Consider the following 20,590-nt stretch of genomic DNA (forward strand, 5'->3'; position numbering starts at 1 on the left):
TCTCTCCCGGGGGGCGTACTGGTATCAGCGGAGTTGTAGGTTCTCGACGTGCTTGCCGACCAGCAAATCCGCCCCCTGCGGCGTGTCGACGCGTTGGCCGGCGATGTTGAGGTTCTCGATCGTGACGTTGCGAACGGCGGTCTTGGCCGAAAGACCCGATATGATCGACTGGCTCGGCATGCCCTCGCCGGAGAACGTGACGTTGCGTATGGTCACTCCGTCAATTCCGCGTCCTGGCGCCTTGTTGTAGCGGGCGTTGTTACCGGCGACGATGTTTATGAGTTTGCCTTCCTCGATCCTGTCGATGCGGATGTTGCTGAAGGTGATGTTGCGGATGCGCGTGCTGTCGCCCGAGTAGGCGGCGATCGCCCCTTCCCAGTCGGGATCGTCCTCGTCGAGATTGGCGATGTCGATGTTGTCGAAGGTCACGTCACGGATTGTGCGCGGGTGGGCATTGTCGCCAAAATGGCCAATATAAAGCGCGTGAGCCACATCGTTCCAGATGCGCAGATTGCGAACTGAAATGTCGAATGTGTCCCCCGGCGGGTTGATATCTGGAATACCGGTCTGTTCCGCTCGCTGGCGGCACAGCGGACAGTCGGCGACGGCATATATCACCACGGCGTCGTCCGACACGCGTAGATAGCCGCCATCGACGGAGACGTGTTGCGAGGTGGAGATGTTGATCCCGTCCGACCATTTGCCCGAGGTGAAGCCGGTGACGTTGCGCAGCGCGACATTGCTGGAATTGCGGATGTTGATGACCCGTGCAGCGTCCTTGCGATCGCTGTTGATTAGGATGAGGTCGGAGACCGCGACGTTCTGCGCTTTATCGAGGTCGATCCCCCGCCCGGGGTCCCAGAGCATCCCGCGTCCCGATATGCTGACGTCCTTCACGCCCTCGAGTGCGAAGGAGCCTTTCAGGACGGCCCCGCCTGCAAGATAGATGCGCTCGCCAGACTTGACCGGGAACACGTCGCTGCCCTCGGGCGGGAGATGGAGCCCGGGCTCGAAAACGCGCACGTTCGGCCCCTTCGGCGCGGCCGCGGGCATGGCCCCTGCCAGGATGTGCAGGTTGCGGAGTCGGTCGTCATTGAACTGGAGCGAGAAGCTCTCCGGACGCGTCAGCGTCATGCGTACGATGCTTCCCTGGCGTTCCGGCTTCACCGCGCTCGCCAATGGAGCGACGGAGACCGTATCGAAGCGGCCATTGTTCTTCTGCACTTCGATTTCAACGGTGCCTTGAAAATCGAAATACACCATGGAAGCGTTTTGCTTGGTGTCGGTGTCGACCTGAACACGGTACTCGTAGAGGTCCTGCCACGGTCCGCCCGGCTTGCGCACCCGAACCGTGAAGTCGTCGTTGTGTGCCGAGTACAGCAGCCCCTTCGGCACCGAATATACCTGCAGCGCGTCTTCCGCCGCGCTTACGACTGGGGTCAGCGTGCAAGACAGGGCTACGACGGCAAGACTCATGCCGACACGACGGCGCAGAATGGCGTATTTGCGCATCGGCAGGGCTCCTAACAGACGCGACGACATCAGAAGTTGGCCGTTCCGGTCAGGAAGAACGAGCGTGGCTGGGTGGTCAGGATGCCAGTGGTGGCATTGGGATACATGCTGATGATCTGTGCTTGTGTCAGCCCGGAAATCGGCAGGTTCGGGTTCTGGATCGAGAAGATGCCGATGTCGTTGAACACGTTGTTGACGTTGAAGCCGAGACGGAAGTCGGGCGTCACATCGTAAGACAGCGAGAGGTCGGTCTGGGTCTGGGTCGGGAATGTCGTCAGCCCGGTGAAGCTGGACGGCCGGGAGCCAAGATAGGTGAAGTTGACGAGGGCCGTGAATGGGCCGGTTGCATACTCCAGGCCAATGCGACCCTGCATCTTCGCAAGGTTCTCAAGCTTGCTGTCGGGATACGCTTCGAGCTGGTCGTCCGCCCGGCCCGTCTGCCCCATGTTCCAGTTGTACCATTCGAGCGCCTTGCCCTTCTGGAGCGTCACGGCAGCCGTCAGGCGCAACTGCTGCGTCACCCGGATATCGCCCTCGATCTCGATCCCGTAGACCCGCGTCTTGTTGAAGGCGGGTGTGGTGACGTAGGTCGTGCCGTCAAGGTCGGTGCCCTGGCCGACAACGTTCACCTTGTCGAGGAGGGTGAAAAAGGGCGTCAGCGTCAACCGGACAGCTGGGCTCGCATAGCTGAACCCTGCTTCGTACTGCGTAATTAGGGGAGGGGTGATCGGCTGGTTTTCGGCCTTGAACACCGTATCGTAGCCACCCCAAAGGCCGTCGCCGTTCTTCTTGCCACGTGCGTAGCGGACGTAGGCCGAGAAGCGATCGGAGAAGCGATAGTTCGCTGCCGCCGTGTAGTTCACGAAATCCAGTTTCTTGTCGAAAGGCACTTCGCGGTTCAGCACGCCCACTAGATTGTCGTAGATCGTCAGCGGATCGCCATCGACACCGCCGTTAGTGCGGTCACGCGCCAGCGGGTTCGCCGAGGCGAGCAGGTTCGTGCCCTTGTAACCGAAGCGCTCGTAACGGATGCCGGCATCGAGCGTGAGCTTGTCGGTCGCCTTCCAGTTGAGGCCGCCGAACAGTGAGGTCGAGCGATTTTTTACGGTATTGCGTACCGGTGCGGTGCCGATCGAACCGAACCCAGCTGGATTGGTCATCTGATAGACGTTGCCGGTGGCGGCATCGGTGAAGGTGACCTGCGCGGCTTCCATGTCCGACTGAATAGGAGCGATGTAGCCGCCTGGCGGCAGCAGCTCACGCACGAATTTCGAACGCGAAAGGTATCCGCCGGCGGTCACGGTCAGCCGGCCGATACGCTTGGAGATCGTCAACTGGTCGATGAACGACTGCTCGTCGAAATCGGTCGAGGTGCCGGTCCCCGAAATGACGCCGTTGGCCAGAACCTGCTGGTTGGGCAGGTTGTTGGTCAGCACCGTGTAGCCGGTGGCGGCGCTGGCCACGCGGGCGAGCAACTGGCCGTTGCTGCCGGTCACCGTGATCGTTCCCGGAACGCGGCTGAGCCCTGCTGCGCTGAAGCCCAGGTTGTTCCACAGGTTCTGGTTGTCCAGTCCGAAAGTGCCGATTCCGTTCTGGTTGAGCTTCAGGCGGTTGTCGTTGAACCGGAAATGGTTGCTAATCTGGAGCGTGTCGTCGACGTCGTGTTCCCACTTGAGGCCCACGGTCCGCGCGACGGTGTGGTCGAGATTGTCCGGATCGAAGCGCTGGCTGCCCACGACGCCCGATCCGGGAATGGTGAAGGCTGATTTGCGGCCCAGCGTGTAGTTGTCGTAGCGCGATAGGCCGGGCGCGATCTGCGGATCGTCGAAGCCGATCGAGGGGATGCGCTCGGAATCGTAGGATCCGTTGTGATCGTCGAGATACTTGCCGTAGAAGACCAGTGAGCCGGAGCCGTAGTTCCAGCCCAACGATGCCTTGATCTGCCCACCCCGGTTGAACGGATAGGCGGTCGGCCGTGCGCCGAACGAACGGCGGTAGAACCCGCCGATTGAGCCATAGACGCCGCTTTCGCCGAATTCAGTGCCATAGTAGGCGTCCGCACGCTGATAGGGCTGGTTCTTGCCCTCGAGACCGAGGCGAACCGAAGCCACGCCGCCGTCGTGATCCGTGAGGGCGTTTTTGGAGATGTAGTTGAACAGGCCGCCGGGCGCGTTCGGCCCTGTGACGGTCGCACTGCCGCCTCGCAGCGCCTCGACGCGCTTCAGAGTAAGGTCCTGACGATAGAAACTGTCAGGCTGGAAGCCGCTACCCTGGATGCCGATCACGGGCAGGCCATCGTCGAGCAATGCAACGAAGTAATAACCCGATGTCGCAGACTGCGTCCCGACCGACAGGCCGCGCGCATAGACGATGTTGCGCGCCTCGCCGATCGATGAGTTCACATAGACGCCTGGCACGTTCTTCAGAAGGTCTGCCGCGCTGACCGGGGCCGAGCGTTGCACGGTGTCTGAATCGATTGTCGAGATGGCGACGGCGGCATCCCGCTTGGCAGTGCGGTTGAGCACACCTGTCACGATGATCTCTTCGAAAGTTGGCTCGTGTGCATTCGCACCGGTTGCAGCGTCTTGAGCGAACGCTGGAACAGCCAAGCAGGAGGTTACCAGTAACGGCGCCAGCTTTATCGATGTACGAACGCCGCCGCTGTACCGCGACAAAGTGATGGAACTCATGAGCGCTCTCCCAAGGGCGTCTGATTGTTACGAATCTGATATCGATATCAGTCAATGGTGGCAAGTGGGTATCGATACCAGAACTTGCTGTTTGCTTTATTGGGCGGAATTCGGGCCGACCTTGAATTTACCGCCGTACATCCCCGCCGCCGGCGGAGAACGCTTCAAGTTCATCCACACCCAGGAGGCTCATGTCGCCGGGTATGGTATGCTTGAGCACGGTATAAGCCAGCCCGGCCTCCGCCGTCTCGGCGAGGTCCGCGCCTTGCAGCCACTTGTGCAGCACACCAGCGGCAAAAGCATCCCCGGTGCCGATACGATCGAGGATGCTGGTGACGTAAACTTCGTTCGTCTGGTGCGCACCGTCTCGCGCATCGAGCCGCGTCGCAATGCGGTGGTGGCCGGAATTGACAACGTGCCGCGCCGTCGAGGCGATCAGCTGCAGCTTCGGGAACGCCTCGAAAGCGGCCAGCGCCGCCTCTCGCCGCCGGTCGGAGCCAGCGCCTGAGAACGCCTTGCCCAGCAGCAAAGAAATGTCGCGGTGATTGCCGAACATGATCGTGGCCGACTGCATCAGTCCGTTCAGGATCTCGCGCGGGTTGCTGTCCCACGCATCCCACAGGAGCGCGCGGTAATTGCCGTCGAAACAGACAGGCACGTCGGCGGCATCGGCTGCAGCGACGGCGGCTTGCGCAAGCGCGACTCCTCCGGGGCCGAGCGCCGGCGTGATGCCCGACAGGTGGAGCAGTCGGGCGCCCTCGAGCGCGGAGGCGAAGTCGAACTGGTCCGCCTTGGAGGTTGCGAACACGGAACCCGCGCGATCGTATGTGATCGACGAGGGCCTCAAGCCCGCTCCGCTCTCGAGGAAATAGAGACCCATGCGCCCAACATCGCGATCCACGTGCGTGGTATCGACACCGGCCGCGCCGAGGGCCGCGCGCGCCTTGTCGCCGAGCGGGTTCGACGGCAGGCGCGTCAGCATCTTCACGTCATGGCCCAGCGAAGCGAGCCCCGCCGCGACATTGGCCTCGGCCCCGCCGACGACCATGTCCAGCGCATCGCACTGGACGGTCAGCCGCGCGCCCGGCGTGGCGAAGCGCAGCAGGACTTCGCCGAAGGTCACGACATGACCGGAAGTGCTCCTGGTCATGTCAGCGCGCCAGCCAGCCGCCGTCGACCGCCAGCACCTGGCCGGTCACGTAGTCCGATGCCTCGGAAGCGAGGAACACGGCGGCGCCCGCGATGTCCTCCGGCTTGCCCCAGCGTCCGGTCGGGATGCGTTCGAGAATCTGGCGGTTGCGCGTCTCGTCGGCGGAAAGCGCGGCGGTGTTGTTGGTGGTGATGTAGCCCGGCGCGATCGCGTTGACCTGCACGCCCTTGGGCGCAAGCTCGTTCGCCATCGCCTTGGTCACGCCGCTGACGCCCGACTTCGCCGCCGCGTAGCTGGGCACGCGGATGCCGCCCTGGAAGGTCAGCAGCGAGGCGATGTTGACGATCTTGCCGGTGCCGCGCTCTACCATGCCCTCCGCCGCCGCCTGGCTGAGGAAAAACAGGGTCTTGAGGTTGGTGTCGATCACCGCGTCCCAGTCCTCTTCGGAGAACTGCAGCAGGTCGTCGCGGCGGATGATCCCGGCGTTGTTGATGAGAATATCAACTTTGCCTAGGCTGGCCACCGCCTCATTGATCACCCGGCCAACGGGCTCGATCGACGAGAAGTCGGCCTTGATGTTGACGGCCTTGCGCCCAGTCGCGGCGATCAGCGCCAGCGTCTCGGTCGGCTCGGAACGGCCCGCCACGGCGACGTCGGCGCCCGCCTCGGCCAGCGCGACGGCGATAGCCTGGCCGATGCCGGTGTTGGCGCCGGTGACGAGCGCGGCCTTGCCCGTCAGGTCGAAGGAAATTGCCATGATACCATCTCGCCACTGCGGGCGCCGTCACGCGATCCCCGCGTGCGGCGTCCCTGATTATTCGTCATTGCCTTCGGTGCCGGAGCCGCTCCTACTGGAGCTGGCAGATATCCAGCACGTTCATGTCGGTGTAGTCGAGGTTTTCCCCACCCATCGCCCAGATGAACGCATACTTCTTGGTGCCTGAGCCCATGTGGATCGACCACGGCGGGCTGATGACCGCCTCTTCGTTGGCGATCACGATGTGACGCATCTGGTCGGGCTCGCCCATGTAGTGGAAGATGCGGTCGTTCTCTTCCGGCAGTTCGAAGTACAGGTAGATTTCCGAGCGGCGGTCGTGGAGGTGCGGCGGCATGGTGTTCCAGACCGAGCCTTCTTCCAGCACGGTCAGGCCGAGCAGGAGCTGCGCGCTCTCGCACACGCCGGGGATCACGAGCTGGTAGATCGTGCGCTGGTTCGAGTTGGCGAGGTCGCCGCGCGCCAGCGGGTTGGCCTGATCGAGTGTGATGTGCTTGATCGGCAGCGCCTTATGAGCCGGGACCGACGCGATGTAGAAGCGCGCGCCCTCACCCTCGAAGATCACCTCTTCGCTGCCCATCGGCACGTAGAGGCATTCCTTGTTCTTCACCTCGAAACGCTGGCCGTCGACAGTGATCGCGCCTGGGCCGCCGATGTTGGTGATGCCCGCTTCGCGTCGCTCGAAGAACGACTTACCCTCGGCACTCTTGGGGACGGTCTGCAGCGGCAGCTTGAGCGGCTCCGCGCCCGGAACTGCGCCGCCGATGATGAAGCGCTCGTTGTGCGAGTAGTTGAGGTTGACCTCGCCGGCCTTGAACATGCCTGTGACCAGATAACGGTCGCGCAGTTCCTCGTTGGAGACACACTCCATCATGTCCGGATGGGTGGCGTGGTACGTCTTGCAGAACACTGGTTTCCCTCCTTGGGGTATCGGATTGTCTGACGTTGTTCGAATTCCTGGCCTGGCCTCGCACCTGCGACGAGGTGCGGGCGACAAGCGCATGCATTGGCCCTTCGGCAGCGATGTTGCAGGGGCCATCGGAAACCCAGCCCTCGCCGACCCGGTCTCCGGCTATGGAATGGAAAGCGGACCGGAAATCGGTGATCTCCCAGTCCTTCGCAACACTGCGTGCACAGGGGCGATGGAAAGTCATTGACTGATGCTTTCAACGGCTTTCGCCGGATTGATGATGACCCGGCGGTACCGGGTCATTGCTGGCGATCCACGATCGGTCACCTGCAGGATGACGTGGATCGGCTTCGTGGCGCCGGATGGAACGGTAACGGTCGCGATCGCCTTGTGGCTGTCGCGAATTTCGGGAGCGGCCTCGGGGAATGTCGATCCTGCTTCGGGATAGCTCGACCAAGCGAAGTCGAGCGGGTCCCCGTCGGGATCCCGCGAACCGCTGGCATCGAGCGTAACCGTTGTACCGGGCCTGACGGCGAGCGTAAGCGGGGAGGGCGAATGCGTCCCGTTCAGCGCGATTCGAGGCGCATGGTTCGCACAGGATTGGCATCCGGCCAGGGTCCAGGCGATGCGCGCTGCGAAGTCGTTCTGGTAGGCCTGGCGCCACCGCCAGATCGTGGCCTGCCCGCTGCGATAGGTTACGCCGTCCATGCCCACGACGGTATCGGTGGCATCGGCGAAGAGGCCCTGCTCGGGCGACACTCGACCGTAGCGGCCACCCCAACCTCCCCATTCGGGGTGTTCCGGAGAAGACAGACCGTTGCGCACGAGATTCATGAACGACGGGGTGTCCCCTTCCATGGCGTAGAGCCAAGCCGGATACAACGTGCCGAGCGGACCCTTGCGGATATTGCGGGACAGCCAGTCGTTCGTCACCAGTCGACCGTCGGGTCCGCCCAGCGCGGGAGCGACGATGTCGGGCCGTCTGTACAGATCGCCCGAGAACCCGCGCCAGGTCGCGGCCGAATAGTCGCCGAAGGCGTGGATGCTGCCGACCCAGAACAGCCCGGGAAAATTCGTCCTGATCCACGGGCCGGCATCGTCCTGGTCGGAGATCGCGTAGACCCGCAGCCGAGCGACGGCTTTGTGGACGGCCTCGGGCGAGCGGGTGTCGCGCATGTCCGTCAGCGCCTGCGCGAGGTCCACTGCGCCGCCCCACAGGGCGATCCAGAGCGGTCTGGCATCGTCGCGGTCGAGGGCGGCGATAATGGCGCGCGAGCCGTCGGTTGCCTTACCTGGGCCAACGCCGGCGAGGCCGTAGCGGGGGCTTCCCCGCTTGACAGTGCGGGCAAGGGTGCTGGCTTCAGGGTATCGACAGTCGTGGACGCGCAGGTTTCCGGCGACCTTCGCGTAGGCGGCAATCCGCTCATCCACGAGTTCGGGGCGGATCCGTTCATGCTGCCAGACCGAGGTCGACGCGACAACCGCCTCGAGGTCTATCTCGTTGGTATAGAGCAGTAGCCGGATCAGCGACTCTGAATCGTCCGGCTCGTTTCCGATGTCCGTCAGGACGATGAGCCGCGCGTTGTCGGGTTCGCGCGGACAGGCAGTCGCATCGGCCCTAGTCGCGCAGTTCGCCATCGTCGCACAGACCGCTATCGCCAATGCGCCGAGGCAAGCGGCCCAGCGAGCTGGGCTCGCGCAGCGCCGGAGCCGATCGGGCGGCGACTTCGGGGAGCGTCTGATCTTACGGTTACGCCAGGCCATGCGTTACGCCCAGTACGGCGACCAGGGACGACGCAGGCGCATCAGGGCCTCGAGATAGAAGTAGTCGCCCCAGATGCAGGCTTCATCGACGCCAGCCTTGTTTGGCATGTGGTAGACGCCGTGCAGCAGCAGCGCGTTGGACCCGTCGAGAGGCGCGAGATAGTCTTCCGAGAGCGTCTTCATGATCGCGACGGCCCAAGCCTCGTAGGTCTCGCGAAGGGCATCGGACAGCGGCAGTGCCTGGGCCAGCTCCAGCAGTCCGCAAGCGGCGATGGCGGCTGCCGAGCTGTCCCTGTCGACACCCTCGTTATCGGTGAAGATCAGGTCCCAGCAGCAGATGCCATCGTCGGGAAGACGGTTGAGGAAGTGGTTCGCCAGCCGCGACGCGAGGTCAAGGTAGTGCTGCCTGCCGGTGTGCCGCCAGGCGAGGGCGAAGCCATAGATGCCCCAGGCCTGTCCGCGCGCCCAGCTGCTGTCGTCAGAGTAGCCCTGGTGCGTGCTGCCGTGACGTGGTTCGCCGGTGACGGTGTCGACGTAGTAGGTATGGAAAGTCGAGGCATCGGGGCGCACCAGCAGCCGCGCGGCCTGCTCGAGATGCTGGTCGGCCGCGGCCGCGAAGCGAGGATCGCCGGTCTCGCGGGTCGCCCAGTAGAGCAGCGGCACGTTAAGGTTGCAGTCGATGATCATGCGGCCGCGTTCGGCGGGCACATCCATGTCGCCCCAGGCCTGGATGACCTTCGCCACCGGGTCGAAGCGCGCCAGCAGCTGTGCCGCCGCGGCAACGCCGGCATCCCTCGCGTTGCGATCGCCCGTCAGGCGATGACCGGCACAGGAGGACAGGGTGTACAGGAAGCCGAGGTCGTGATGGTCGACGTTGATGCGCTTGTCGATCCGGTTGGCGAACGAGGCGAGGTTCTGTACCGCGATCTTGCGATACTTGTCCGCCCCCGTGAATTCCCACGAGAGCCACAGCATTCCGGTCCAGAAGCCGTTGGTCCACTCGACGTTGTCGATGGGGCCGTAGATGTCGCTCTCGCTCGAGGGCGCGGGAAAATGGGTATCGAACTGCGGCAGCATGCGATCGACCCGCGCCAGTGCCGCGGCGATCCAGGCGTCGACCACATCCGGACCCGGGCGTTCGAGCGCGCGGTGAGACAGAGCCTCGAAGGTAACTTCACTCATCAATGAGCATCCTCGTAACGGCGAACGTCCGATGCGGATGCGATCGCGACGGTGTCGGACGCCTGTCCGCCCTTGAGGGGGACAGGCATGTATTCGGGCGGGGTCGGGGCAAGGGAGATCGCCGACCAGATCCAGAAGAAGAGCGCGAAGCCCGCGATCAGGAAATAGGTGTGCTGGAAGCCGAACAGGTCGTAGCCGGTGCCCGCAAGCGGCGAGAGGATGGCGAGGCCAAGCGAATGGCCGAAGCTGACGCCGACCATGTAGACCGTCGAGGCGAACCGGCTCTCGAAATGGTAGGCGATGTAGCGGAAGATCGAGACGGCCAGGATCGGAAGTTCCACAGCATGCGCCATCTTGCACATCGAGATCGTGACCGGACCGATCGCGAAGCCCGATCCGGCAATGCGAACGATCATGATCATTGCTGCCAGCAGAAGTCCGCGGGTAGCGCCGATCCGGCGCACAATGAGCGGAGCCAAGAACATCCCCCCAGCCTCGACGAAGATCTGCGCCGCATTGAGGTACCCGAACATCGCGGCGCCTTCCTCCGGCGTGGGGAAGAGCGAGGAGAAGTAGAACGGGAACTGCTGGTCGTAGACGAGGTAGAGGTTGGTGACCCCCAAGATCAGGATCATGAACCGCCAGAACCGGGCTTGGCCGAACAGGGCGAGCGTGTCGCGCAGCTTCAACTGGTCGGCGGCCTGTTGCGCCGCCTCGTCCGGTTCGATCCGGGCAAGGCGGATCAACGGGATCAGCGCCAGGCCGGCGAGGCTGGCAAGGAAGAAGTTGATCGCCGGATCGAGGTTGTAGAGACGGCCGGAGAATGCCGCAGCCGTCGCGAAGCCGATCGAGCCCCACAGTCTGGTGCGGCTGTATTCGAACCCATAGCGCCGGCCGACACGGTCGACGTAGCTCTCAAGGGCATAGCTGCCAGCCATGAAGGTGAAGCCGAGATAGATCCCGCCCGCTGCCGCGCCGAGCGGCAGGCTCCATCGCAGCAGCGGCGCATAGACATACAGGAAGAACGGCCCGGCAAGGATCACCAGCGAGGCAATTACGACCGGCACCACTTTGCGAAAGCCCATGCGATCGGACAGGAAGCCGTAGGCAGGCTGGGCCAGCATCGCGCCGATCGAATTGACCGCGAAGACCGTCCCGGCCTGGGCCCCGTTCAAGTGGAGAGAGCGGGTCAGCCAGATCGACAGCAACGACATCGCCATGGCCTGCGCGAAGAAGAACGCGAACAGGAAGGCGCTCAGAACAGCGTAGTTTCTCTGTCGATTGGCAAGCACGGCATCCTCGTTCTCTGTGTGGCGGCTGCTTCGATCTCGCGAACGCGCCGCCCTCTGTTATCGATATCACGTATGCAGCCGCGATTCCGGTTTGGCAAGGCCCTAACTTGACACATGGTCACGAGCGGTTATCGATATCAGGAAGGGAAGGGCGTCACCGTATCGGGTGTTCGCCAGCCGTGACGGCCCTGGAGAGGCAATTTGATGACAAATGAGTCGAAGCGCAAGGATAGCGGCGCGAAAAGTGCGCATCGCCCTGTCGTGACGATCCATGATGTGGCGCGCCATGCCGGCGTGTCATCAATGACGGTGTCGCGGGTGATGACCGGCAAGCGGCATGTCAGCGAGGCGATGCGCGAGCGGGTAAATGCCGCGATCGCAGAACTTGAGTATTCGCCCAATCTCAACGCCCGCAGCTTTTCGAGCGCGGTACGGGTGGGGGCGATCTATTCCAATCCTTCCTCGTCGAATCTGGGTACCTTCCTCATGGGCGCGTTTCGCCAGAGCGGGGAGAGCGGCTGCCAGTTCCTTATCGAGCCGGGCGCGAACGAGGCGGAAGCCATCGCCAGCCTCCATCGCCTCGTCGAGGCGCGCATCGGCGGGGTCATTCTGCCGCCGCCGCTTTGCGATTCGCAGGCGCTCCTCGATCTCGCGGCCAGCGCGGACGTAATCCCGCTCGCCTTCGCCACGGCCATCCCCCGCGAAGGCATCTCGGCGATCATCGTCGACGACTACAAGGGCGCTTTCGACATGACGCGCTATCTCATCGGCAAGGGGCATCGCGCGATCGGCTTCATCCAGGGCGATCCGGCTCACTCGCCGTCCCAGCGCCGCGAGCAGGGATACCGCGCGGCCATGGCGGGAGCATCGCTGACGATCCGCGACGAATGGATTGCGCCGGGCCTGTTCAACTACCGCTCGGGGCTCGATGCCGCGCACAAGCTGCTCGATCAGCCCAATCGGCCGACCGCTATCTTCGCCAGCAACGACGACATGGCGGCGGCCGTGACCGCGGTGGCCCATGGTCTCAATCTGCGCATTCCGGGCGACCTCAGCATTGCCGGCTTCGACGACGCGCAGATCGCCGCCACCATCTGGCCCGAGCTTACCACGATACGCCAGCCCATCTCCGACATGGCGTCGCGCGCCGTCGCGCTGCTGAGCGACCAGGTGCGCGAGGCACGCACCGGCGCACGGCCAGAAGTGCGGCACGTGCGCGAGATGCTGACACTGGTCGAACGCTCCTCGACCGGCGCGCCGATCGACTGAACCGGCTGCGCCTGCAGCCATCAAGACATTTGCGAAAGGACTATCGCATGACCATCTTCGGCGCGATCGAAGCGGGGGGCACCAAGTTCGTCTGTGCGGTAGGCAGTTCGGGTGGCGGCTCACTTCGCACCACCACCATCCCGACGCGCGATCCAGATGCCACTTTTGCGGATGTGGAGGCGTTCTTTCGCTCGGCGGCGGACCTCGAGCCTTTGGCGGGTCTGGGCATCGCCAGCTTCGGGCCCGTCGGCGTAGCCCCGGGCCTGCCGCACTACGGCCGCATCCTGGCGACGCCCAAACCGGGCTGGGAGGGCACCGACATCATCGCTCGCGCGCACAAGTTTCTCGACGTGCCGATCGGACTGGATACTGATGTCAACGCCGCCGCCCTCGCGGAGATCGCGGCGATCGGCGGCGGTCTGCGCGATCTTGCCTATGTCACGGTTGGTACCGGGATCGGGGTGGGTCTCGTGAGTGCGGGCCGTACCGTCCATGGTATCGGGCATCCCGAGGCCGGGCACATTCCGGTCCGGCGTCATCCGGACCATGGTGATTTCGCCGGACTGTGCCCCTTCCACGGAGATTGCCTCGAAGGCCTTGCGGCGGGGCCGGCCGTGGCTGCGGCGTGGGATCTCACGCCTTCCCATGTTCCGCACGACCATCCATTTTGGGATGTCGAGGCGAGCTATCTCGCGCAACTGTGTGCTACGCTGTTCCTGACGGCCGGGCCGGAGCGCATCGTGCTCGGCGGCGGGGTGATGAAGCAGGAGCGCCTGCTGCCGCTGATCCGGGCGCGCACGCTCGAATTGCTGGGCGGCTATGTCCATGCGTTGAGCACGATCGAGGACATGGAGCGCACGATCGTCTCGCCTGCGTGCAGTGAGCCGCCCGGATTGGTCGGGGCTTTCCTGCTCGCCGAAGAGGCCGCAACCTGACCCGGGAGAGGATCATGCTTCGTACGAGCTCGCTTTCGCTTGCGGCCCTGGCCGCATGTCTGACGGCAAGCGCATCCGCCGGAGTAAGCGCCGGTGAGGGGCGCTGGATCGCCGATCAGGGCGACGGCACCTATCGCAACCCGGTGCTGGCGGGCGACTATTCTGATCCCGATGCCGTTCGCGTGGGTGACGATTTCTATCTCGTGTCATCCTCGTTCACGGATGTGCCGGGCCTGCCGATCCTACACTCGCGCGACCTCGTCAACTGGACGCTGATCGGCCATGCCCTCGGCCGTATTCCGCCTGACGACCACTATCGCACCGCCCGGCGCGGGGGAGGAGTGTGGGCTCCCGCGATCCGCCATCGCGATGGCCGCTTCGTGATCTACTATCCCGACCCGGACCGCGGCATCTTCATGGTCTCGGCGATCGATCCGAAAGGACCATGGAGCGAGCCGGTGCTGGTGGACGGTACCACTGGGGCGATCGATCCGGCGCCGTTCTGGGACGATGACGGCACCGCCTGGCTCGCATACGCCTTCGCGAAGAGCAGGGCGGGCAAGGCCAATCTCATCGCACTCAGGCGGCTGAGTGCGGACGGGAGCAGAACCGAAGGCCCCGAACGCATCATCATCGACGCCGGGCAAATGCCCAAGGTCGCGACAAGTCTCGGGCCGCGTCCCTGGCAGACTACCGAGGGTCCCAAGCTCTACAAGCGCGATGGCTGGTATTACGTCTTCGTGCCCAGCGGCAGCGTCAAGGGCGGCTGGCAGGGTGTCTTCCGCAGTCGCAGGATTACCGGCCCATACGAAGGGCGCAATGTTATGGATCAGGGCGGCACGGCGATCAACGGGCCGCACCAGGGCGCGTGGGTCGACACGCCGGGCGGCGAGGACTGGTTCCTCCATTTCCAGGATCGCGATGCCTACGGGCGAATCGTTCACCTTCAGCCGATGCGCTGGAAGGACGGCTGGCCGGTCATCGGCGCTGATACCGATGGTGACGGACGCGGCGAACCGGTGCTGGTACATCGCAAACCCGACGTGCCGACGCAGCCGGTCGCGGCGCCGGTCGCCAATGATGAATTCGAGGGAGGCTACTCTCTCGCCTGGCAGTTTGGCAGCAATCCAGGGAGCGACTGGGCCAGCGTGGAGGACGGATGGCTGAGGCTCAAGTCGGTGACGGGATCTGCGGACCTGTATGAGACCGGGGCGGTGCTGTCGCAGAAGGCTCCCGGATTGACGTTCTGCGCGAGTACGCTGATGCGCTTTGCGCCCCTGCGGCTCGGCGAGCGGGCCGGACTGGCGGTCCACGGGTTCAACTTCGCATGGATCGGCCTGGAGAACCGGGCTGAAGGCATTCGGATAGTGCAGGTGCGCAAGGACGGCGAGAGCCCTGGCCTACCCATCACCGAAACAGCAGGGCCGGTGCTGAAGCAGGATCGTGTCTGGCTAAGGGCCTGCGCCAAACCGGTCATGGTGGATGTGCCGCCACCGGACTTCGCGCCCTACTGGCCCTCGATGCTTCGAGATACGCGCATGGCGGTACGCTTTGCCTACAGTCTTGACGGTATGCGTTACGAAGAGCTCGGATCGACGTTCGAAGCCAGGCAGGGACGCTGGGTCGGGGCTCAGATCGGTCTTTTCGCGCAGGCGGCCATCGGCACGCCGGCCGCGGTCGCGACGAGTGTCGGATACGCACAGTACGACTGGTGGAAGATCGGTCAGTGAAGCCCCTGGCGGTTGTCGCGCTCGGCGCGCTAGTCTTTGGACTTTCCGCACAGGCTGCGCCGCTCATTACGCCCGAAAGCCTCGAGGTCTACCCGCCGCCGCCGGGCAGTGACTACTATACCTCGTTTGACGACACTTTCACTGTGCGAGTACGTCAGCCGGGAGGGGAATGGCGCGACTTGTACGAATACCGCGTCATGGTCGATCTCGACAAGCCGCAGCCCGCCTCGATGGTCACGTTCGGCACCGGCGGCCCGGTCGAGGTGGCGATCCAGAAGAACAACGGCGCGGTCCGTCACGTCACCGTGCGGCCCGCGTCACGCGGAATAGAGGCCAGGCTCGTCGGCGCGATCGCCTATTTGAAGCTGGAGGGCCCTGCCAACCTGTCGGTCGAGTTTGACGATGATCGCCTGCATAACCTCCATCTCTTTGCCAATCCGATCTATACGGCCATGAGGCCCAAGGAAGGTCGCAAGGTCGTGACATTTGGTCCCGGCATCCATGTCCCGCCGCGAGGACAGGACAGTTTCCGGTTTGAATCGAATACCGACGTGCGGCTTGCCGGTGGTGCGATTCTCAAGGGGCAAGTCGATGTCGGCAGGGCGCACAACGTGCGCATCGTCGGGCCGGGCCTCCTCAAGGGCGGCAAGGAGGGGATAACCGTCCTTCATTCGCAGGCCATCGAGATCGACGGTCCGATCGTGATCAATCCAGGTCATTATACCTTGATGTGCGGACAATCGCGCGGGCTGACAATCCGCAACCTGCGCACCTTCAGTGTGGGGGGCTGGACCGATGGCATCGACCTGATGGCCTGCTCGAATGTCCACATCGACGGCGCATTCCTGCGCACCTCCGACGATGCCGTGGCGATCTATGCCGATCGCTGGGACTATCATGGCGATGCACGCAACTACCTCGTGGAGAACTCCACGCTCTGGGCGGACGTCGCCCATCCTGTGAATATCGGGCTTCACGGAAGCAAGGATGTACCGCGCACGATCGAGAACCTGGTATTCCGCAACATCGATATCCTCGATCACGACGAGGACGATCGCGACTATCAGGGCGCGTTGGCGATCACCGACGGTGACAACAACCTGGTCCGCAACGTGGTGTTCGACGATATTCGCGTCGATCGGATCGAGGAGGGGATACTGTTCAATTTCCGGGTGGTCTTCAACCAGAAGTACAGTCTGGCTCCGGGTCGGGGGATCGAGAACATTGTGATGCGCCGCGTCCGGTTACGCAGCGGGCGCGTGAACCGCCCCGTCATCGCCGGATACGATACGCACAGGACCGTGCGCGATGTCAGCCTCGTGGATGTCGGCGGACCGGATGGAGCTCTGTCGCTCGAGGATATCGATGTCGGACTCTACGCGGAACGGATCTCGGCTTTACCGCGGTGAGGTACGTGCAATGAAAAAATGGGTCGCCAGCGGAGGAGCCGACGACCCATCAGGCTTGAGAGGGTCCGTTGGGAGGAATCCCCTCTCGTTCCGGAAGCGTCAGCTTCCGAAATTGTAGCGCAGGGTCGCGCCGAAGTTGCGGCCGTTCATGAAATGCTGGCGCTCGATCCCGGTCGCGAGATCGGGTTCGCCTACGAAGCGGTCAGCCGCCTGGTTGGTGAGGTTCGAGGCGGTGATCGCGAGCGAGAAATTGTGCGCCAGGTTGAAGTTGATCGAGGCGTCGAGCAGCCCGAAGCTGCGGATGTAGCGACCATCGATCGGGTTGGCCGCCAGGCCGAACAGGATCGCCTTGGAACGCCAGGTGTAGACAAGGCGTGCCGAGATCGTCTCGTCTTCGTAAAGCCCGGTCACCGAGTACGAATACTTGGACGTCAGCGGCTGCATCGTGTTGACGCGCTGGCCGTTGAGCGTCAGCGGGTTCTTCGTCTCGACATAGGTGAACGAGCCCTGCACACCGAAATGATGCGCGAATTCGGGCAGGAAATCGTAGTCGAAGAAGGTCTGTCCCGCCAGTTCGATGCCCTTGGCGGTTCCCTTTTCCGCATTGATGGTCTGGGTGATAAAGTACTGGTCGCCCGAGCAGCTGGTGTTGGTGGTCGGCGTCGGGGCCCCCGCCACGCTCTGGCAAGAGGATACGCCGCTGAAGAAGCCGTCGATCTTCTTGTAGAACAGCGCGGCGGAAACGTAGTTCACCGGCGAGAAGTAATGCTCGAACGAGAGGTCGAAGCTGTTGGCTGTCTGGGGCTTGAGGTCCGGGTTGCCGACCGTGCCCACGCCGCTGACCGTATTGATGATCAACGAGGGGTTGAGCGATGAGAACTCCGGACGAGTGATCCCCTTGCCGTAGCCGAAGCGCACCAGCGTATCAGGCGTGATGTAGCCTGTCAGGTTGAAGCTGGGCAGCGCGTACGTATACGAGGACGTGCTTTCGCTGGCGGTGATGTTGCCGGTATTCAGCGGATCGATCATGGCGCGCACGAAGGTGTCGGTCTTGACCACGCGGACGCCGGCATTGCCCTTGATCCGGTCGTCGAGGAACCCGAAGTCGGCGACGACGTAGCCGGCATAGCTCTTCTCGCTGAAGTAACGGCGATTGAGGACGATTTCGGCCAGCGAGTCTTCCGGCAGGATACCGGCGTTCGCGAAGCGCGCACGCACGTTGTCGCCTAGCAGGGCATCGGGTGAGAACGTCAGGTAGCCGCCCGAGTAACCCGCCTCGCCATTCATGAAATTGGTCGGTGACGTTTCGACCAGATCCGCCATCGAGGCTACCGATATCGCGTTCGAGCGATCGGCAGCGAGCGCCAGGCCGTTGGTGGTAAGGTTGCGGTTGCTGAACGAGTAGTTGCGGTAGCGGTCCTTCTGCGTGGCGTATCGCGCCCCGAACTTGATGTCCTTGAGGAAGGAATCGTCGAACTTGTAGACAAGGTCGAGTGCGGCGGCGATGCCGTCATCGTGCCAGACCTGATTGGTTGCGTTCGAGTAGTTGTTGAACACCCACGAACTGGCCGAAGACAGGTCGGGGCCGGTGATGGAGACCTGCTGCGGGCGGCCCAAATCGCGTGTGATGTCCCAGGTCAATCCGGCCGCCGATGCCAGCGTCACCGACCGGTTGTCCTGAGACTGATCGGCCTTGACGTAGGAGAAGTCGAAATCGACGTCGAGGTGATCGCTCGCGGCCCACTTCGTGCCGCCCGCGATGACGAAGGTCTCGTAGCGGCGATGCTCGTCGCCGCCGGTGGTCGAAAGCCCGGAATTGAGGAACGTACCGCCGGTTATGCGCTGGCCGGACAGCAGGTCGTTAGACCCGCCGTTTGCGTTGCGGTTGGCCAGCGTCTCGTCGATCGTGAAAGCCTGTGTCGTCAGGCCTTGCGCGTAGCGGCTGTCGGTCGCGTTGAGGAAGCGATAGTCCTGGTGATAGAGGTACGAGTTGTAGTTGCCCTCCACGTAGAACTCGAGCCCCGGGGCCGGTCGCCACTGCAGCGCGCCGTTGAGGCCCTTGCGGGTGCGGGTGTAGTCCTCCTGGGCAATGTTGTTCTGCACGCCGACCGACGTCAGCAGGTTCTGGCGCTCGCTGGCCGAGACGGTCGCCGGATTGACGTCCGCCAGATAGGTCACGTCCGAACGGCCCAGATAGGCGCCATTGAGGTTCAGTCCGGTGCCGACGTTCGCCGCGTATTCGGCGCTGTCCGCGCGGATCGCCCGGCGGAACTGGGTGCCGCCGACCGATGGCGTGTTGTCGCCGCGATTGAAGCTCTTGGCGTAGCTTGCCGCCAGCAGCACGCCGATCTCGCCGCCGCCCGGAAGGTCCCAGCGGTTCGACACCATCCCGAAATATTCGGGCGTGAGCTTCTTGCCCAGATCGTTGTAGCGGCCGCCCGCTGCGGTGGATACAGCCAGGCCCTTGAAGTCGAAGGGCTTGCGCGTGCGGATGTTGACCAGGCCGCCGATCGCGCCTTCGATATGCTCGGCCGACGGGTTCTTGAACACATCGAGGCCAGCGACCATGCCAGGGCTCGCGCCCTCGACGTTGAATTCGCGGCTCCCTGCGGTGAAGTAGGCGCGTCCGTCGACGCGCGATCCGGTCTGGCCCGTGAGGCCGCGAATGGTCAGGCCCGAACCGTTGCCGACGGGCGATGACGCCTCGCCGCCGAAGCGATAGGCCTGGACGCCCGGGACGCGGGTGAGGGTCTCGGCGACGTTCGGATCGGGCAACTTGCCGATGTCCTGCGCGGTGATGGAGTCGACGACTTCCATCGTGTTCTTCTTCATCTGGACGGCGCTTTGCAGACTGGCACGAATGCCGGTCACCACGATGTCTTGGCTCGCGTTTTCAGCTGGCTCAATCTCGGTCTGGGCAAGTGCAGGCATGGCAATGCAACTTGCGAGAAGCGCGGACGTCAAACGTACGGTGTTTTTCATGTATCCCCTCCTGCAGTTCGGACGCTTTGGCGCGCCCTGAACTTCCTCGACTCCCTCGAACCTTTTTTGGTATCGATACCTAAACTGATATCGATACCAGTTCGCCTACGCAAATGAAATCTGATAATCGAGCGACGCAAGAGAAAATAGGAAATGATATCAATCTTATGACATCGGAGTTCTGCGGCTAAACTGCCTTTATGACGGTACGAGGCATTATCCCGTCACGTCCACGAACGCCGCCTGTCGCGTGAGTCGTTCTCGTTCATTCTTAACACATGACGTTCAGGAAAAGGCCTGTCTTGGATGCCCGCAAGAAGGAGAACTGACGGACCACACCTGAGAGCGCGAAATTGGCTGTTGAACGACTGGGAAAGGTCGCGAGCGGCTGAACCTGACCGTCGGCACCTCGGCATCAGCTTTTGACGGCTGAGTGACCGACAAGGGGCGCGAACGTCTGTACTTAGGGACCGCGATTTGTTCGCTAAGGTGTTTGCAAGGGGCAATGATGCCTAATCGAGGAGGTGACCGTTCTCCCTGACGTCGCTCTAGCGACAATGGGGCTGCGAGCAATGTGATGGGTTAGTTAGGAATTTGGCGCTGCCATAGAGGGTTAATAGTTTCCCTACCTAGCTTATCCAGGTATCGACGTCTGATGGCCAAAGGTGTCTTCATCCATCGTTCGGACTCGATTTATGACGATAGCCCTGCTGAGCGGTATCAGTTTCCTCCGCAGTATCTGAGCCGAGTGAGCGCCTGCGTCGGCGATTGGGTCATCTATTACGAACCAAGCAAGATTCGGTTTTCGAAAGGGTACTTCGCAGTCGCGAAAGTGGATCGGGTAGTGCCCGACCCTTCCGCGCCTGGCATGTATTTGGCGCTGATCGAGCCGGGGTCCTATCTAGATTTTGTCAACATGGTGCCTTTCAACGGTCCTGAAGCGCCCCGGGTTTTCCGGAGGCTCCAATTTGTGAGAAGGAGCTTTCGTGA

13 protein-coding genes and 1 pseudogene are annotated in these 20,590 nt (G+C 63.1%); 5 read left to right on the plus strand and 9 right to left on the minus strand.

The features are described from left to right. Positions 1-24: 24 nt before the first annotated feature. From V7066_RS23970 to V7066_RS24005, 8 genes are all read right to left on the minus strand, one after another. Positions 25-1,512 (minus strand): glycosyl hydrolase family 28 protein, encoded by a 1,488-nt coding sequence (locus tag V7066_RS23970; RefSeq protein WP_334185478.1) that lies wholly within the window; start codon positions 1,510-1,512, stop codon positions 25-27. 29 nt (positions 1,513-1,541) lie between these two features. Further along, on the minus strand, positions 1,542-4,046 hold the full coding sequence (locus V7066_RS23975) for a TonB-dependent receptor (RefSeq protein WP_186830172.1): 2,505 nt from the start codon (positions 4,044-4,046) through the stop codon (positions 1,542-1,544). A 283-nt stretch (positions 4,047-4,329) separates the two neighbouring features. Beyond that, the gene (locus tag V7066_RS23980; RefSeq protein ID WP_334185479.1) at positions 4,330-5,352 is read right to left on the minus strand and encodes a sugar kinase; all 1,023 of its coding nucleotides are present in this window, start codon (positions 5,350-5,352) and stop codon (positions 4,330-4,332) included. 1 nt (position 5,353) lies between these two features. After that, the gene (kduD, locus tag V7066_RS23985) at positions 5,354-6,109 is read right to left on the minus strand and encodes a 2-dehydro-3-deoxy-D-gluconate 5-dehydrogenase KduD (protein WP_334185480.1); all 756 of its coding nucleotides are present in this window, start codon (positions 6,107-6,109) and stop codon (positions 5,354-5,356) included. 91 nt (positions 6,110-6,200) lie between these two features. Then, a complete protein-coding gene (gene kduI, locus V7066_RS23990) occupies positions 6,201-7,037 on the minus strand; it encodes a 5-dehydro-4-deoxy-D-glucuronate isomerase (protein ID WP_334185481.1) in 837 nt (278 codons plus the stop codon). Between the two features lie 240 nt (positions 7,038-7,277). Next, on the minus strand, positions 7,278-8,675 hold the full coding sequence (locus V7066_RS23995) for a DUF1593 domain-containing protein (protein WP_334185482.1): 1,398 nt from the start codon (positions 8,673-8,675) through the stop codon (positions 7,278-7,280). A 129-nt stretch (positions 8,676-8,804) separates the two neighbouring features. Then, positions 8,805-9,983, minus strand: coding sequence for a glycoside hydrolase family 88 protein (locus V7066_RS24000; protein ID WP_334185483.1), 1,179 nt, complete (start codon positions 9,981-9,983; stop codon positions 8,805-8,807). After that, on the minus strand, positions 9,983-11,275 hold the full coding sequence (locus V7066_RS24005) for an oligosaccharide MFS transporter (protein ID WP_334185484.1): 1,293 nt from the start codon (positions 11,273-11,275) through the stop codon (positions 9,983-9,985). Before V7066_RS24005 ends, V7066_RS24000 begins: the two co-directional genes overlap by 1 nt. 204 nt (positions 11,276-11,479) lie before the next feature. Between V7066_RS24005 and V7066_RS24010 the strand changes: the two genes are divergently transcribed. Genes V7066_RS24010 through V7066_RS24025 form a run of 4 tightly spaced genes read left to right on the plus strand, consistent with a single transcriptional unit; the run spans position 11,480 to position 16,618 of the window. Then, entirely contained in the window at positions 11,480-12,544 is a 1,065-nt protein-coding gene (locus V7066_RS24010; protein ID WP_334185485.1) for a LacI family DNA-binding transcriptional regulator, read from the plus strand. 47 nt (positions 12,545-12,591) lie between these two features. Continuing rightward, positions 12,592-13,479, plus strand: coding sequence for an ROK family protein (locus V7066_RS24015; RefSeq protein WP_334185486.1), 888 nt, complete (start codon positions 12,592-12,594; stop codon positions 13,477-13,479). A 14-nt stretch (positions 13,480-13,493) separates the two neighbouring features. Continuing rightward, positions 13,494-15,209 (plus strand): glycoside hydrolase family 43 protein, encoded by a 1,716-nt coding sequence (locus V7066_RS24020; protein WP_147221909.1) that lies wholly within the window; start codon positions 13,494-13,496, stop codon positions 15,207-15,209. Then, positions 15,206-16,618 carry a glycosyl hydrolase family 28 protein gene (locus V7066_RS24025; RefSeq protein WP_334185487.1) on the plus strand — a complete coding sequence of 471 codons (1,413 nt, stop codon included), beginning with the start codon at positions 15,206-15,208 and terminating at the stop codon, positions 16,616-16,618. The genes V7066_RS24020 and V7066_RS24025 overlap by 4 nt, the downstream gene beginning before the upstream one ends. A gap of 99 nt (positions 16,619-16,717) precedes the next feature. Here the strand turns inward: V7066_RS24025 and V7066_RS24030 are convergent, their stop codons facing one another. Next, on the minus strand, positions 16,718-19,600 hold the full coding sequence (locus tag V7066_RS24030) for a TonB-dependent receptor (RefSeq protein ID WP_334185488.1): 2,883 nt from the start codon (positions 19,598-19,600) through the stop codon (positions 16,718-16,720). 655 nt (positions 19,601-20,255) lie between these two features. On the opposite strand from V7066_RS24030, the pseudogene V7066_RS24035 reads away from it, so the two are divergent. Continuing rightward, positions 20,256-20,590 (plus strand): annotated as a pseudogene (locus V7066_RS24035) (hypothetical protein); the annotation flags it as partial.

It is taken from the genome of Novosphingobium sp., from assembly GCF_036820275.1.
Taxonomy (GTDB): Bacteria; Pseudomonadota; Alphaproteobacteria; order Sphingomonadales; family Sphingomonadaceae; genus Novosphingobium.

Coding starts and splice junctions, on each gene's coding strand:
- V7066_RS23970 (WP_334185478.1), bottom strand. CDS start 1,512: ATGCGCAAATACGCCATTCTGCGCCGTCGTGTCGGCATGAGTCTTGCC.
- V7066_RS23980 (WP_334185479.1), bottom strand. CDS start 5,352: ATGACCAGGAGCACTTCCGGTCATGTCGTGACCTTCGGCGAAGTCCTG.
- kduD (WP_334185480.1), bottom strand. CDS start 6,109: ATGGCAATTTCCTTCGACCTGACGGGCAAGGCCGCGCTCGTCACCGGC.
- V7066_RS23995 (WP_334185482.1), bottom strand. CDS start 8,675: ATGGCGAACTGCGCGACTAGGGCCGATGCGACTGCCTGTCCGCGCGAA.
- V7066_RS24000 (WP_334185483.1), bottom strand. CDS start 9,983: ATGAGTGAAGTTACCTTCGAGGCTCTGTCTCACCGCGCGCTCGAACGC.
- V7066_RS24010 (WP_334185485.1), top strand. CDS start 11,480: ATGACAAATGAGTCGAAGCGCAAGGATAGCGGCGCGAAAAGTGCGCAT.
- V7066_RS24015 (WP_334185486.1), top strand. CDS start 12,592: ATGACCATCTTCGGCGCGATCGAAGCGGGGGGCACCAAGTTCGTCTGT.
- V7066_RS24020 (WP_147221909.1), top strand. CDS start 13,494: ATGCTTCGTACGAGCTCGCTTTCGCTTGCGGCCCTGGCCGCATGTCTG.
- V7066_RS24030 (WP_334185488.1), bottom strand. CDS start 19,600: ATGAAAAACACCGTACGTTTGACGTCCGCGCTTCTCGCAAGTTGCATT.